14 protein-coding genes and 1 other RNA gene are annotated in these 13,627 nt (G+C 57.3%); 10 read left to right on the top strand and 5 right to left on the bottom strand.

What is annotated here, in order from left to right; all coding sequences use genetic code 11:
- Window positions 1–83 precede the first annotated feature (83 nt).
- From ffs to ACWKXT_RS07395, 3 genes are all read left to right on the top strand, one after another.
- Window positions 84–180, top strand: an RNA gene (ffs, locus tag ACWKXT_RS07405) — signal recognition particle sRNA small type.
- Window positions 181–432: 252 nt separating this feature from the next.
- On the top strand, window positions 433–684 hold the full coding sequence (locus ACWKXT_RS07400) for a hypothetical protein (RefSeq protein WP_006176926.1): 252 nt from the start codon (window positions 433–435) through the stop codon (window positions 682–684).
- Window positions 681–896, top strand: coding sequence for a hypothetical protein (locus tag ACWKXT_RS07395; protein WP_047624485.1), 216 nt, complete (start codon window positions 681–683; stop codon window positions 894–896). Before ACWKXT_RS07400 ends, ACWKXT_RS07395 begins: the two co-directional genes overlap by 4 nt.
- Window positions 897–977: 81 nt before the next feature.
- On the opposite strand, the gene yczR is transcribed toward ACWKXT_RS07395, so the two are convergent.
- Window positions 978–2,399 (bottom strand): MocR-like transcription factor YczR, encoded by a 1,422-nt coding sequence (gene yczR, locus ACWKXT_RS07390; protein ID WP_454528024.1) that lies wholly within the window; start codon window positions 2,397–2,399, stop codon window positions 978–980.
- An 86-nt stretch (window positions 2,400–2,485) separates the two neighbouring features.
- Here yczR and yczE point away from each other — a divergent pair, with 86 nt between their 5' ends.
- The 3 genes from yczE to ACWKXT_RS07375 all read left to right on the top strand — a co-directional run bounded on the left by yczE (window position 2,486) and on the right by ACWKXT_RS07375 (window position 7,439).
- Window positions 2,486–3,097 carry a membrane protein YczE gene (gene yczE, locus ACWKXT_RS07385; protein WP_454528023.1) on the top strand — a complete coding sequence of 204 codons (612 nt, stop codon included), beginning with the start codon at window positions 2,486–2,488 and terminating at the stop codon, window positions 3,095–3,097.
- Window positions 3,098–3,173: 76 nt separating this feature from the next.
- A complete protein-coding gene (locus tag ACWKXT_RS07380; RefSeq protein ID WP_454532081.1) occupies window positions 3,174–4,244 on the top strand; it encodes a LacI family DNA-binding transcriptional regulator in 1,071 nt (356 codons plus the stop codon).
- A 102-nt stretch (window positions 4,245–4,346) separates the two neighbouring features.
- The gene (locus ACWKXT_RS07375; protein ID WP_454532080.1) at window positions 4,347–7,439 is read left to right on the top strand and encodes a beta-galactosidase; all 3,093 of its coding nucleotides are present in this window, start codon (window positions 4,347–4,349) and stop codon (window positions 7,437–7,439) included.
- Window positions 7,440–7,472: 33 nt separating this feature from the next.
- Here ACWKXT_RS07375 and ACWKXT_RS07370 read toward each other — a convergent pair whose 3' ends face one another.
- Window positions 7,473–8,294, bottom strand: a complete 822-nt coding sequence (locus ACWKXT_RS07370; protein WP_454532079.1) for a nickel/cobalt efflux protein RcnA — start codon at window positions 8,292–8,294, stop codon at window positions 7,473–7,475.
- 134 nt (window positions 8,295–8,428) lie between these two features.
- Between ACWKXT_RS07370 and ACWKXT_RS07365 the strand changes: the two genes are divergently transcribed.
- Window positions 8,429–8,701, top strand: a complete 273-nt coding sequence (locus tag ACWKXT_RS07365) for a metal/formaldehyde-sensitive transcriptional repressor (protein WP_454528019.1) — start codon at window positions 8,429–8,431, stop codon at window positions 8,699–8,701.
- Here the strand turns inward: ACWKXT_RS07365 and ACWKXT_RS07360 are convergent.
- Window positions 8,694–10,259, bottom strand: a complete 1,566-nt coding sequence (locus ACWKXT_RS07360; protein ID WP_454528018.1) for an EAL domain-containing protein — start codon at window positions 10,257–10,259, stop codon at window positions 8,694–8,696. The two genes, ACWKXT_RS07365 and ACWKXT_RS07360, sit on opposite strands and share 8 nt — an antisense overlap.
- Before the next feature lie 219 nt (window positions 10,260–10,478).
- Here ACWKXT_RS07360 and ACWKXT_RS07355 point away from each other — a divergent pair, with 219 nt between their 5' ends.
- Window positions 10,479–10,739 carry a type B 50S ribosomal protein L31 gene (locus ACWKXT_RS07355; protein ID WP_454528017.1) on the top strand — a complete coding sequence of 87 codons (261 nt, stop codon included), beginning with the start codon at window positions 10,479–10,481 and terminating at the stop codon, window positions 10,737–10,739.
- 2 nt (window positions 10,740–10,741) lie between these two features.
- The gene (gene ykgO / locus ACWKXT_RS07350; RefSeq protein WP_003859006.1) at window positions 10,742–10,882 is read left to right on the top strand and encodes a type B 50S ribosomal protein L36; all 141 of its coding nucleotides are present in this window, start codon (window positions 10,742–10,744) and stop codon (window positions 10,880–10,882) included.
- On the opposite strand, the gene ACWKXT_RS07345 is transcribed toward ykgO, so the two are convergent.
- Window positions 10,879–11,589 (bottom strand): GNAT family N-acetyltransferase, encoded by a 711-nt coding sequence (locus ACWKXT_RS07345; RefSeq protein WP_454532078.1) that lies wholly within the window; start codon window positions 11,587–11,589, stop codon window positions 10,879–10,881. The genes ykgO and ACWKXT_RS07345 overlap by 4 nt on opposite strands.
- A 101-nt stretch (window positions 11,590–11,690) precedes the next feature.
- Here ACWKXT_RS07345 and pdxR point away from each other — a divergent pair, with 101 nt between their 5' ends.
- Window positions 11,691–13,151, top strand: a complete 1,461-nt coding sequence (gene pdxR, locus ACWKXT_RS07340) for a MocR-like pyridoxine biosynthesis transcription factor PdxR (protein ID WP_454528015.1) — start codon at window positions 11,691–11,693, stop codon at window positions 13,149–13,151.
- Here pdxR and ACWKXT_RS07335 read toward each other — a convergent pair.
- Window positions 13,123–13,590 (bottom strand): YlaC family protein, encoded by a 468-nt coding sequence (locus ACWKXT_RS07335; protein ID WP_454528014.1) that lies wholly within the window; start codon window positions 13,588–13,590, stop codon window positions 13,123–13,125. The genes pdxR and ACWKXT_RS07335 overlap by 29 nt on opposite strands.
- Window positions 13,591–13,627: the final 37 nt, after the last annotated feature.

Below are 13,627 nucleotides of genomic sequence, written 5' to 3'. Positions count from 1 at the left end.
CGGTTCATGGCCGCTTGCAATTGGGCCTTAGCACAGGGATAATGCGCCAGCGCGTTGGTTATCAACGCTCTCAATGGGGGCTCTGTTGGTTCTCCCGCAACGCTACTCTGTTCACCAGGTCAGGTCCGGAAGGAAGCAGCCAGGGCAGACGACGTGGGTGCCGGGATGTAGCTGGCAGGGCCCCCACCCATTTATGGCTTCATACGATGCTTCACCTCTCTTTTAAACCGTTATTCCACACTAATAGAGTGCCTATATTCTGTAATATATATTTCATTGCGTTGAAATATTACTGTCATAAACTTGTAATAATAGCCTGTCATTTTATTATCGGATGTCTTTTTTCTGTCATAAGTTAAAAATATATATCTGGATAACAGAGTTGACTTCGTGTATTAAATAAAGAACTGATTCCGAAGGGAAGTGACGAACATGGCTACTGCAGTATTAAATGTTAAAATTGACGAAGCGCTAAAAGAAAGACTTCGCCACTATGCGGAAGTTAATAACGAAAATTTAAGCGTGACCACAGAGAAACTGCTGCTGCTGGCATTCGAAGCAGTAGAAGAGGCGGGAGTATCGGAAGAGGATATTGATAATCAGCATACGGAAGAAGAGAGCGTTTCTCCTTTTACTCCTAAAGAAATCAAAGCTCTACGTAAACTTCTGAAGAAGAGAAAATGAAACAACAACTGTCAACTGCCAGTGACTACAACGAGGCCTGCGATCTGTTGCGTTCAGGCTACGTGAAGCATGTACGTCTTGGCTGGAATGTTGGAAGCGATGAATTCTTTCGTATTGCGTCTGACTGGTGTGATACCGGCGCAAAAATAAAGAAAGAGGGTGATAATTTCGTTATTTCCCTGAAAGGTTTCCCTATTCCACCTCAGCATTAATTTGTGACCAGTGAAAACTGCTAACTGCATATGTGGCAGTCAGCAGTTTTTATTTTATGATCCGCTTCAAATATTTAACTATTAAACCAGGCTGCGTTTTACCGACGGCGCATTTGAATTTAGAGAAAGCCATAACGGTTTAATCCGCAGCAATGCCTCTTCCAGTTCTGCGGGTTCGAGCGAAAAGGGCATACGTAAAAAGCGGTCAAACGCCCCCGATAATCCAAACCGCGTGCCGGTCCCCAGGTGTATCCCGATAATTTCTGCCCGCGCGGCAAGCTGCGTCGCCAGCATGCCCGGGAGCTCGATCCAGTAAGAGAGTCCGCCTTCCGCCTCATGGAAATTCCACTCCGGGAAATGTTCACGCAGCAGCTCACCGCATCGATCGCGCCGTTCCGCCAGCATGTTACGGCGTGCGGGCAGAAAACGCTCGCTATTGTCGATAAGCCACAGCGTTGCCAGCTGCTCCAGCAGCGGCGAGCCTAAATCCAGGGTATCCCGCGTCTGGGCTAGCGTGGCAATAGTACGCGAGGAGGCGCGGATCCAGCCGAGACGCAGCCCGCCCCAGAAGCTTTTTCCGGCAGAGCCTAACGTAATCACGCTGGCCTGCGGGTTAAATGAAGCCAGCGGCGGTGGCGGGGGAGAGTCAAACCAGAGATCGACCATCGTTTCATCCACCACCAGCGCCGTGCGGGTTTGCGCGGCAATATCGGTAATGGCCTGACGGGTAGCGATATCCATGCATCGCCCGGTCGGGTTATGAAAATCTGGCATCAGGTACGCCAGGCGCGGCGCGGTCTGGGCAAGCGTGGCCGCGAATCCATCCGTATCCCAGCCGGTTTCCGGCAGCGACACCCCAACTGGCCGACACTGCGCTCCCTGAATAGCGGCAATCGCCAGCGGATAAGTGGGATGATCGACCACCACGCGATCCCCCGGCCCGGCCATCATCCGCAATACCAGCGCAAATCCGCTGACGGCGCCGTTGACCACCATCACCTCGTCTGCCCGGGTGGGAAGACCCCGCGCGGAATAGCGTGCGGCAATGGCCTCCCGCAGCGCCGGCAGCCCAAGCTGATCGTAGCCCGTCAGCGAGAGGTGCTGGGTAATGGCCGTAAGCGCATGGGTGTAGGCCTGGTGGATCTCTGGCCCGGCATTGAGGGCGGCAGTGGAGAGATCCAGGGCGGCACTCGCTGCGGAAAGGGTAGGAACGGCGCGCTTGTCCGGGAGGATCACGCGCGACCCGCTGCCGTGGCGACTTTCAAGATAACCCTCCTCACGCAGGTGGGCGAGGGCGCTGCTGACGGTCGTCCGGCTGACATCCAGTGCTGCGGCCAGCTCCCGTTCTCCCGGCAGTCGGGTATTCAATGCCAGCCGACCGTCAAGGATTAACAAACGCAACGCGTCGGCCAGCTGGCGCCAGAGCGGGGTGCGGGAGGAGGTTTGCTGCCAGTGGCCTAAAAGGCGTACCAGAGACTGGCTTCCGAAGCGGCGTGATGACATATGCAGTCCACTATTTGAAAACTGGACATTAATCATAGTGCCATTTTAGGTCAGGATGAAAGTCGGGTTCACTGGAGAAGATAAAAATGGTACGTCGTCTGCTACAACTTTATGTCGGTTTAGGGCTGTATGGGCTTTCCACCGCGATGTTTATTCGCGCGGATCTGGGTGTCGATCCGTGGGATGTGTTTCACCTTGGCGTGGGAATACAGCTGGGGATGAGCATCGGGACGGTGATCATTTTGACCGGGGCGGCGGTACTCTTACTGTGGATCCCACTGCGTCAGATGCCGGGCCTTGGCACGATAAGCAACGTGATATGTATTGGTCTGGCGGCGGACGCCAGCATGGCGCTTATCCCGGAACTGAATTCGTTGCCTGTGCAAATTGCGTTCCTGGTGTCAGGTATCGTAATGAACGCGATCGCCACCAGCATGTACATCGGCGCTGGTTTCGGGCCTGGTCCGCGCGACGGCCTGATGACCGGTATTCATGCCCGGCTGGGGTGGTCCATTCGCAGCGTGCGTACCTCTATTGAAGTGTCCGTCCTGCTGATTGGGTGCGTGCTGGGCGGCTCGTTTGGGGTGGGAACGGTGGTGTACGCTTTGACCATTGGCCCGCTTATTCAGCTCTGTTTGCCCTGGTTCCGCCAGAAGCCACGCATTGCGAAAATACCTCAGCCTGAGCGGGTTGTTTAATTTGCGAAGCGCTCACATGTTTTAACGGCGTCGCTGTGCCAGAATAGAGGCTTCGAAAACTGCGATGCCAGAACGCATGAAAGCAATCACTCTCTATGATGTCGCCCTCCTTGCGGGGGTTTCTTATCAGACCGTTTCCCGCGTCATTAACGACGCGGAACACGTCTCTGCCCGCACGCGGGAAAAGGTGCAGCAGGCAATGGCGGAGCTGCACTACGTTCCCAACCTGCGGGCGCAGCAGCTGGCGGGAAAACGCACCCGTACGCTGGGCCTCATCACCACCGATCTGGCCCTGCACGCACCTTCGCAAATTGTCTCGGCGGTAAAATCCCGGGCGGCAGAACAGGGGGCGAGCGTCCTGATTTCCATGGTGGAGCAGCCGCAGCAGTGCCAGGCGGCGCTTCAGGCGCTGCTGGCGCAGCGGGTGGACGCGCTGCTGGTGAATGTGCCGCTTGACGATCCTCACGCCGAGGAACTCAGGGGGCTGGCGACGCCCGTCCCGGTGCTGTTCCTCGACGTGTCACCGTCAGCGCAGGTAAACAGCCTCGTCTTTAACGCCGGGGAGGGCGCGCGCCTGGGCGTTGAGCATCTGCTCTCTCTCGGGCATCAGCGTATTGCCCTGCTGAGCGGGCCGGAAAGTTCGGTCTCTGCGCGCGCGCGTCTGGCGGGATGGCAAACGACGCTGGCTGAGTCGGGTCTTAACGCGGCAGCCGTCGCCTACGGCGACTGGAGCGCGGCCAGCGGTTATGAGAAGGGACATGTGCTGTTGTCGGGGGCGACATTACCGGACGCGATTCTGGTGGCGAACGATCAGATGGCGCTCGGAGTGATGCGCGCCTGCGCGGAAAAAGGGGTAGCGATTCCGGGCCAGATATCGGTGGTCGGGTTTGACGATACGGCCGACAGCGCCTGGTTTTCCCCACCGCTGACGACCATTCGCCAGGCATTTCGCGAGGCGGGGGAGCGCAGCGTTGAGTGGCTGCTGGCACCTGAACTGGGCGATGCGTGCTGGCAGGTTCAGCTGCCGGTGACGCTGGTGACCCGCCACTCCACCGCGCGTTGCAGCCCGCTGCAGGCCGAACGCGAGGATCTGGCGCAGCAGTTGAGGAGCCTGGCCCTTCTTGCCGGGCAGCTTGCCCGCAGATAAAACTTTGTGATCGGACTCGCTACCCCGCAATTGAGTGCTTTACCGTCGCAAGGTGTCAGGGCATGTTAACCGAAATTGTGAGCGCTTCGCAAAGAGGTTACTATGTCCACCGCTTTATCGCTGACTCTCAGCGCCATCCTGGCCCGACGGGACTGGGAAAACCCCGTAGTTACCCAGTGGAACCGTCTGGCCGCACACGCGCCGTTGCACAGTTGGCGCAATGAGCCTTCGGCCAGAGATGACGCCGGATCTGCCAGCAGGCACGTTCTCAATGGGCTATGGCGGTTTAGCTACTTTACTGCGCCGGAGCAGGTTCCTCAGGCATGGGTCACCGAAGATTGCGCAGACGCCGTTGCGATGCCTGTGCCGTCGAACTGGCAGATGCAGGGATTTGACACGCCCATTTACACCAACGTCACCTATCCCATCCCCGTTAATCCGCCTTTTGTGCCGCAAGAGAATCCTACCGGATGTTACTCGCTCACATTCGAGGTTGATGACGCCTGGCTTCAGAGCGGGCAGACCCGCATCATCTTTGACGGCGTGAACTCGGCGTTTCATCTGTGGTGTAACGGGCAGTGGATAGGCTATTCCCAGGACAGCCGGTTGCCCGCTGAATTTGATCTCTCGGCGGTCCTGCGATCCGGTGAGAACCGCCTGGCGGTCATGGTGTTGCGCTGGTGCGACGGCAGCTATCTGGAAGATCAGGACATGTGGCGCATGAGCGGCATCTTCCGCGATGTGACCTTGCTGCATAAACCCGAGACGCAGATTGCCGATTATCACGTGGTGACGGACCTGAATGCGGAGCTGGATCGCGCGGTGCTGAAGGTTGATGTCACGCTGGCAGGCGCTGGCTTTGCGGACGGCGAGGTGGTCTTTACCCTGTGGCGCAAGGGGGAGAAATGCGCCAGCGTTTCCCGGCGTCCGGGGTCGGCCATTGTCGACGAGCGCGGCAGCTGGGCTGAGCGCCTGACGGTGGCGATCCCCGTTGACCAGCCCGCGCTCTGGAGCGCTGAAACGCCGGAACTGTATCGCCTGACGATTGCGCATCGCAACCCGCAGGGTGAGGTGCTGGAGATTGAAGCGTGCGACGTGGGCTTCCGCCGCGTTGACATCAGCAATGGCCTGCTGAAGCTCAACGGTAAGCCGCTGCTGATCCGCGGCGTTAACCGTCATGAGCATCATCCGGAAAACGGCCAGGTGATGGACGAGGCGACCATGCGTCGCGATATCGAAATCATGAAGCAGCACAACTTTAACGCCGTGCGCTGTTCGCACTACCCGAACCATCCGCTGTGGTACCGGCTTTGCGATCGCTACGGGCTGTACGTTGTTGACGAAGCCAATATCGAAACCCACGGCATGGTGCCGATGAGCCGCCTTGCTGACGATCCGCGCTGGCTGCCCGCCATGAGCGAGCGCGTGACCCGCATGGTGCAGCGCGATCGCAATCACCCCTCCATTATCATCTGGTCTCTGGGCAACGAGTCCGGGCACGGCGCGAATCACGATGCGCTGTACCGCTGGCTGAAAACTACCGATCCAACGCGCCCGGTGCAGTACGAAGGCGGCGGGGCGAATACGGCGGCGACCGATATTGTTTGTCCGATGTATGCCCGTGTCGATCAGGATCAGCCTTTCCCGGCGGTGCCCAAATGGTCAATCAAGAAATGGATCGGCATGCCCGACGAAACGCGTCCGCTGATCCTCTGTGAATACGCCCACGCGATGGGAAACAGCTTCGGCGGATTTGCGAAATACTGGCAGGCGTTTCGCAGCCATCCTCGCCTGCAGGGTGGGTTTGTCTGGGACTGGGTCGATCAGGCGTTGACGAAGAAAGACGAAAAAGGCAACGCGTTCTGGGCCTACGGCGGAGACTTTGGCGATAAGCCGAACGATCGGCAGTTCTGCCTCAATGGTCTGGTGTTTCCCGATCGTTCGCCGCATCCGGCGCTGTATGAGGCGCAGCGCGCCCAGCAGTTCTTCACCTTTACGTTGGTCAGCACCTCTCCGTTGGTGATTGAGGTGCAAAGCGGTTACCTGTTCCGCCCCGCCGATAACGAGGTGTTGAGCTGGGCGGTTGCCCGGGATGGAGACGTGCTGGCCGCAGGCGAGGTGACGCTGGCGATGGCGCCTGAAGGCACCCAGCGTCTGGAGCTGGACCTGCCGGAGCTGAACGCCGGGCCGGGTGAGGTCTGGCTGAACCTTGAAGTACGCCAGCTGCGGGCTACGCCGTGGTCGCCGGCAGACCATCGCTGCGCGTGGGAGCAGTGGCCGCTCCCGGTTCCCCTGTTTATCGCGCCAGAAGTCTCTGCGGGCGAGCCTTCGCGCCTGACGCAGCATGAGAACATGCTTGAGATAACGCACCAGCAGCAGTGCTGGCAGTTCGATCGCGCAACAGGAAACCTGACTCAATGGTGGCGAAATGGCGTTGAAACGCTGCTTTCACCCGTGACGGATAACGTCAGCCGTGCGCCGCTGGACAACGACATAGGCGTGAGTGAAGCGACGCGCATCGATCCGTACGCGTGGGTTGAACGCTGGAAAGCGGCGGGGATGTACGATCTTACCTCGCGCGTTTTGCGCTGTGACGCAGAACAGCACGCAGGCGAGGTGGTGGTCACTACCCGACACGCATGGGAGCATCACGGAAAGACGCTGTTTCTGAGCCGTAAAATCTGGCGGGTGGACGATCGGGGCGTTCTGCATGGCGATATTGAGATCGATATTGCGTCTGATATCCCCGCGCCCGCACGCGTTGGCCTCAGCGTTCATCTCGCTGAAGTGCCGGAAAAGGTTGACTGGCTGGGGCTGGGGCCGCACGAAAACTACCCGGACAGAAAGCTGGCGGCACAGCAGGGGCGCTGGATATTACCTCTGGATGCCATGCACACGCCGTATATCTTCCCGACGGAAAATGGTTTGCGCTGCGATACCCGGGAACTTGTGCTGGGAACGCATCAGCTGAATGGCCGGTTCCATTTCTCGGTGAGCCGCTATAGCCAGCAGCAGCTACGAGAGACAACCCATCATCATCTGCTGCGGGAAGAGCCGGGATGCTGGCTCAACCTCGATGCGTTCCATATGGGCGTGGGCGGCGATGACTCCTGGAGCCCCAGCGTTTCGCCGGAGTTCATCCTGCAGACACGCCAGCTTCGTTATACCTTCAGCTGGCAGCAGAATCTTACCTGATCAGAGAGGCGGCCACCGGACGTGGCCGCCTGCTTACGCCAGAATGCCGCTCAGGCCGTGCAGGCTCATGTAAATGCCCACCACGATAATCAGCGCAGCGGAGATCCACGGCGCTTTACGGGAAAATTCGCTAAAACCTGGCCAGCGTTTTGTCGCATGTTTGAGGCTTAAGGCGGCAATCGCGCCGGAAGCGACCAGCGTTAACGCCAGGCCGATGCTGAAGCTGAATACCAGCGTTGCGCCGAGGGCGAAATGCTTCAACTGCAGGCAGATCAGCAGCACGGTGATGGACGCCGGGCAGGGGATAAGCCCGCCGGTCAGGCCAAACATCGCAATCTGTCCTGTCGTCACGTTTTGCCCGCTGAAGCGTCGGTTAATATCCTGCGCGTGCGCGCGCTGGTGGGCGTCCTGCCACTCCTCTTCAACCAGCGGGTGTTCGTGGTGATGGTGGTGATCATGATGATGGTCATGGTCATGATGATGGTGGTGGTGATCGTGATGATGATCGTGCGGCTGGCTCTCTTTCCAGGTTCGCCACGCCATCCACAGGGCGATCAGAACGATCAGCACCCCGGAGATCAGCTGGAACCAGGGTTCGGACGTATGCGCATCCCAGCCCCGGCCAAACCACAATCCCGCCATGGCAATGATCCAGACTACCGCCGTATGGGAAAGCGTTGCCGCCAGACCAAGCAGCACCGCCTGCTTCAGCGTGCCGCGGATCGCCACGATAAAAGCGGCCATCATCGTTTTTGAGTGACCCGGTTCCAGGCCATGCAGCGCGCCGAGCAGGATGGCGCTGGGAACAAACAGCCAGGCATTGCCCTGCTGCAGAAGTGAAGCAAAATCGTTCATAGGAAATTCCGGAATGGAAAGCGTGTGCAAATACTACTCCCCCCCAGTAGTCTAATACTACCCCCCAGTAGAAAAATACTCAGGGGGAGTAGAGCGTGATATGCTTTAAAAGCCAAAAAGATAAGGATGCAGAGATGTCACATACCGTTCGCGACAAGAAGATGTTATTGACTCGCCTGAAGAAAATTCAGGGGCAGAGTAACGCCCTCGAGAAAATGCTCAACAGCGATCATGAGTGCGCCGAGGTGTTACAACAGCTGGCGGCGATCCGTGGGGCGGTCAATGGCATGATGATGCAGGTGATTGAAGGGCATCTCACCGATCATGTGGTGAAAGAGCCCGAAGAGACGCAGCGTGAAGCCGATCTTGGCGTGGTGTTGCAGGTGATCAAATCCTATCTTAAATAGTATGCGTTTCCAGGTTATGTTCAGCCCAGAGAATAAACTCTGCTTTTGGCAGCGCCTTACTGTAATACCACCCCTGACCGTACTGCACCCCGTGGCGGTGTAACCAGGCGAGCTGCCCTTCGGTCTCAACGCCTTCCGCCACCATCGCCAGCTGCAGTGACTTCGCCATTTCGATGATGTGCGGCGTCACGTTTTTGTACTCCAGCGCATCCACGAAGGATTTATCAATTTTTAGCGTGTCGACATCCAGATTCTGAAGATAGCTGAGGCTGGAATAGCCCGTACCAAAATCATCAATATAAACAGGGTGACCAGAGCGTCGGAATGCGGCGATAGCGGGCGCGCTGATTTTGGGGTCGGCAAAGCCACGCTCGGTTAACTCAAGGGCGATTTGTCCGGGATGGATTTGCCACTTATTCAGAAGCTGGCTCAGCAGCGGCGGCAGATTGCCGGAGGTTAAATCGGCAGGGGCGAGGTTGATGGAGATATGCTGATCGGCATGAAGCTGCAGCCAGTGGCCCATATCTTCAAATACTTTTTCGATGATTAACTGCGTCAACTGAGTGATGAGCCCCGTTTGCTCGGCAAGGGGGACAAAAATATCAGGCGAGAGACTGCTTCCGTCCGTCTGCGGCCAGCGCGCCAGCGCCTCTGCGCCGACAATTTTTCCGCTACAGAGCGCCACGATGGGCTGATAGTGCACCACAAATTCTCGGTTGCTAATGGCATCAAGCAGGCGATTGCGTGGCGACTGGATACGACGCAGTATCCGCAGCACAAACAGTGCCGCAAGCAGGCTTATCAGTACGCCAAACGGTAGCCAGAAAAGCAGCTGCCGGTGCCAGCTTTCAGCCAGAGGGGTGAGCGCCGCCCAGGCGACGACGGTAAATCCAAGCTCAGGTACCGGCTTCATCACGTACATGGAGCCCTTGTACTGAACGCGGGTGACGCCCCGATCGTTGACCCGATCGCGGATATGCGGATCAAGCGTGTTGCTGCTGGCAAAAATAAGGTGCGTTGCGTTTCCCACCAGGGCGGCATCAATGGCGATCTCACCGAAAGGAATTACATCCACAAGCGAGGCAGGATCGACCAGAACAAGGTAATGGCCCTTCCCGAGCACGGCCATGTAGCGGTGAAAGCCAAGATCGTTTTGTGCGGTAAGCCACGCGCTGTAGCCATCTCCGGTGATACGCATGGGGGGAGGATAAGAGGCGGATTTACTGGCCTGCTCAAGCGAAGAGCAGAGGGGTTTGAGATTGTCGATGTAGATCACCTCCTGGATATAGCGCCATGAGAAAGCGACCCGACGTATTTCCCTCAAATGCAGCGGACTACAGGGAACGCCCTTAAATCCCTGCAGGTGATTTAACGCTTCTTTAGCCTGATCCACGACCCGGTCGGTGCGTATCAGCACGCGAGAAGCATAGCTATCCAGCGCATCGACAAATTTCTCTTCCGCCTGGCGATGGGCCAGCCAGATGCTGAGGCAAATGGGAACCAGCACGGAAAAGATAAGTACGCCAGTCACCAGACTGACCAGATGTCGGGTTTTCATGCTGTCATTTCCTTTCTCACATGTCCGAATCCGGGCACTGAGTTTCCTGCCTGCAGAGAAAGATTTTACCGCGAAATGAGATAGTTATAGCACGTGGGGGCAGGGTTTTCATTTTATCTACGTCAAATCAGAAAATATCCTTGGCAGAGTGGGGGTTGTTTTTTCAACCTGGCCTGGATATTATTTTGTTATGTTATAACAAAACACAAAGGATTTACGATGAAACCTGACATCCATCCAGCGTATCGCACCGTGGTATTCCACGACACCAGCGCCAATGAATATTTTAAAGTCGGTTCAACCATCAAAACCGACCGTGAAATTGAGCTCGACGGTGAAACCTATCCGTACATCACCATCGAAGTTTCTTCAAAATCGCATCCGTTTTACACCGGTAAGCAAAAAACGTTCTCGACGGACGGCAGCGCAGCGCGCTTCCGCAAGCGTTTTGGTGGCTTTCTTGATGCGAAGCGAGGCTAATTATGCAGGTGCTGAACTCATTGCGCAGTGCAAAACAGCGTCACCCGGATTGCCAGATAGTCAAACGCAAGGGACGCTTATACGTGATTTGCAAATCTAACCCGCGCTTTAAGGCGGTGCAGGGGCGTAAAAAAAGACGCTAAACGCGCGTTTCTCGCCAGCTTTCCAGGGATCTTCTCTGTTTGCCATCGGCAGTAAAATTGTCGGTGGCAAGCCAGCTTTCAAACGCGCTCGCCAGCGCTGGCCACTCTTTGTCGAGAATCGAAAACCAGTCGGTATCCCGGTTACGGCCTTTTATGACCAGCGCCTGTCGAAAACGCCCTTCAAACTGAAAGCCCAGACGCAGGGCCGCTTTGCGGGAGGGTTCGTTCAGGCTGTTGCATTTCCATTCATAGCGCCGATAGCCCAGGGTATCGAACACGTACCGCATCAGCAGATACTGCGCTTCTGTCGACATGGGCGTGCGGCTTAACAGTGACGAGAAGTGAACGTGTCCCACTTCCACGACGCCGTTTTTAGGATCGATCCGCATCAGGGCCAGCGTCCCGACCGGGGCCTGGGTCCGGTTATCTATGACGGTAAAGTGGATGGGATCGGATAATTCGCTCACGCTCGCCACCCAATCGGCAAACTCTTCTGCGGTGGCATCGGGTTCACGCAGCAACCACGTCCAGCTGCGGGTATCTCCAGCCAGGGAATACGCAGTGAACAATGCTTGGGCATGCTCCACGCGCAGCGGCTCAAGCCGACAATAGTGGCCCTGAAGGACCACCCGGGACGGGTGTGGGCGAGGCTGCCAGTCGATAAGGGCTTCGCCTACAGGCTGACCAAACTCATTGAATGTCTTCATCTTTATTTCCGTGACGTTGAGAAGAGTTCCAGATTAGAAAATTACTGGTTCCTTAAAAAGAACCACTCAGCTATGTTTTTGTGGTACCACAAGGAGATGAGATGAACATACCGGGTGATGAGCTTTATACCTTGCTCCATGCCGCGCTGAAAAAGCGTGGGGAGGAGACGCTCCAGCGTGCGCTCTATCTTGCTTTGCGGGAGGCCATACTGTGCGGAAGGCTTCGGTCCGGCAGTCATTTGCCCGGCTCGCGAACGCTGGCGCAGCAGATCTCGGTGTCCCGAAACACCGTCAATGCGGCGCTGGACCAGCTCACGCTGGAAGGCTATTTGCTGCGTAACCGTCAGGGTACGCGGGTGGGGCAATTCGCCCATCGTGCCAGCCCGCGGGTCCTGCCCGATCCTGACGTCCGGCTTGCAAAACGTGTCGCCCAGCTGCCGACGCCTGTGGCGCGCGACACACCGGTAATGGCCTTTACGCCGGGAACGCCCGCCATTAACTATTTCCCCTTGCCGCTGTGGCGGCGGTTGTACGATCGCGTTCTGCGCGAGGAGGGGAGTGCCCTGTTAGGGTATGGCGACCCGGCCGGGGAGCCGTCGCTACGGGCCGCCATTGCCCGCCATCTTGCGCTCTCCCGCGGCATTGACTGCGACGCCAGCCAGATTGTGATAACCGAAGGGGCGCTGGAGGGCGTCAATCTGTGCACGATGCTGTTAAGCGAGCCGGGGGATGTCGCCTGGGTGGAAAATCCCGGCTATAGCGGGGCTAAAAGCGCTTTTGTCAAAACCGGCCTTGCGATGACCGGCATACCGGTCGATGACGAGGGGATGTGCTGGGAAGGACTGTATGCGCCTTCACCCACGCTGATTTTTACCTCGCCATCGCATCAGTTCCCCTACGGAAGCGTGCTCAGCGCGCGGCGGCGGCTGGCGCTGCTGGAACTGGCCCGGCAGCACAGCGCGTGGATCATTGAGGACGATTATGACAGCGAATTCCGTTATGTCGGTGAGCCCGTACCGGCGATGCTGGGAATGGTCAATAATGCGCCCGTTGTGTATCTGGGGACGTTCAGCAAAACGCTGTTTCCGTCGCTCCGAATGGGGTTCATGGTATTACCGCCAGCGCTGGCGAAGGCGGCGCGTCCGGCCATCGGCTCGCTGCTGCGCGGCGGGCATCGCGCTGAACAGCGCACTCTGGCGCTGTTTATTGAGGAGGGCCATTATGCCCGTCATCTTGCCGCCATGCGCCGCCTTTATCGTAAGCGTTACCGCCAGCTGCGGGAGGTGCTGAGCGCAGAGCTTCATACACCGCACCGTGTTCTTGCCGGGGAAGGGGGAATGCACCTGACGCTGGCGATTAACGGTATTGACGACCAGCTGCTGGTGGAGAAGGCGAGGACGTTTCAGCTGGCACCCGCTGCGCTGAGCGGGTATTACCTTGAGGCGAAGCAGGGGCAAACCGGTCTGGTTTTAGGTTACGGCAATACCTCTGCTTCGCAGTTTGCGCCGGGTATCCGACGTTTGCAGGCGTTAATTACGCAGCAGAAGGGCGGGAAAGGGTAAAGACATCATAGAAAGAGAGCTGACCTTTGGTGGCGACCATTTTCTGCAGCTTCTCTTTTTGCCCGGTTTCAACCGCCGGAGAGTGCAGGATGTTTTCGATCAGTTCTTCTGGCACGTAACGCGTATTGTACCATTCGCCGTTGTAGCAGACCCGGAAGTCGAGCACGTCGATATCTTCGTAACGGTAACGCGGATTCACGTCGAAAAAGAAAAAGGCGTTAAAGACGACAAACAGCACAACCAGCAGCCAGACGGAGTCCACCAGCGTTTCGGATGTCAGCATCACAATCAGCGTCGCCAGCCAGGCGGCATACATGGCGACAAACAATCCAGGGTGTTTGCGGATAAAGCTAATGCTGAAGCGCGGGCGATTGTCGCGCTTTTCGCGGTGGTTAAGGTCGTCGATGGTGGCGGTGAGCAGGCGCTGTATCTCGGTCATTTTTTGCCTTCATGAGAGTTGACAATACAGGGGATCC

The organism is Enterobacter sp. UPMP701, assembly GCF_053709515.1.
Note: the sequence above shows the minus strand (reverse complement) of the source record. Positions and strands in the feature narration are given on the sequence as shown.

What these genes read in the sequence shown, in the direction of transcription:
- ACWKXT_RS07365 (WP_454528019.1), top strand. Translation starts at nt 8,429, where the DNA reads ATGTCACATACCGTTCGCGACAAGAAGATGTTATTGACTCGCCTGAAG.
- ykgO (WP_003859006.1), top strand. Translation starts at nt 10,742, where the DNA reads ATGCAGGTGCTGAACTCATTGCGCAGTGCAAAACAGCGTCACCCGGAT.
- ACWKXT_RS07395 (WP_047624485.1), top strand. Translation starts at nt 681, where the DNA reads ATGAAACAACAACTGTCAACTGCCAGTGACTACAACGAGGCCTGCGAT.
- ACWKXT_RS07355 (WP_454528017.1), top strand. Translation starts at nt 10,479, where the DNA reads ATGAAACCTGACATCCATCCAGCGTATCGCACCGTGGTATTCCACGAC.
- yczE (WP_454528023.1), top strand. Translation starts at nt 2,486, where the DNA reads ATGGTACGTCGTCTGCTACAACTTTATGTCGGTTTAGGGCTGTATGGG.
- ACWKXT_RS07370 (WP_454532079.1), bottom strand. Translation starts at nt 8,294, where the DNA reads ATGAACGATTTTGCTTCACTTCTGCAGCAGGGCAATGCCTGGCTGTTT.
- yczR (WP_454528024.1), bottom strand. Translation starts at nt 2,399, where the DNA reads ATGTCATCACGCCGCTTCGGAAGCCAGTCTCTGGTACGCCTTTTAGGC.
- pdxR (WP_454528015.1), top strand. Translation starts at nt 11,691, where the DNA reads ATGAACATACCGGGTGATGAGCTTTATACCTTGCTCCATGCCGCGCTG.
- ACWKXT_RS07360 (WP_454528018.1), bottom strand. Translation starts at nt 10,259, where the DNA reads ATGAAAACCCGACATCTGGTCAGTCTGGTGACTGGCGTACTTATCTTT.
- ACWKXT_RS07375 (WP_454532080.1), top strand. Translation starts at nt 4,347, where the DNA reads ATGTCCACCGCTTTATCGCTGACTCTCAGCGCCATCCTGGCCCGACGG.
- ACWKXT_RS07380 (WP_454532081.1), top strand. Translation starts at nt 3,174, where the DNA reads ATGAAAGCAATCACTCTCTATGATGTCGCCCTCCTTGCGGGGGTTTCT.
- ACWKXT_RS07400 (WP_006176926.1), top strand. Translation starts at nt 433, where the DNA reads ATGGCTACTGCAGTATTAAATGTTAAAATTGACGAAGCGCTAAAAGAA.
- ACWKXT_RS07335 (WP_454528014.1), bottom strand. Translation starts at nt 13,590, where the DNA reads ATGACCGAGATACAGCGCCTGCTCACCGCCACCATCGACGACCTTAAC.
- ACWKXT_RS07345 (WP_454532078.1), bottom strand. Translation starts at nt 11,589, where the DNA reads ATGAAGACATTCAATGAGTTTGGTCAGCCTGTAGGCGAAGCCCTTATC.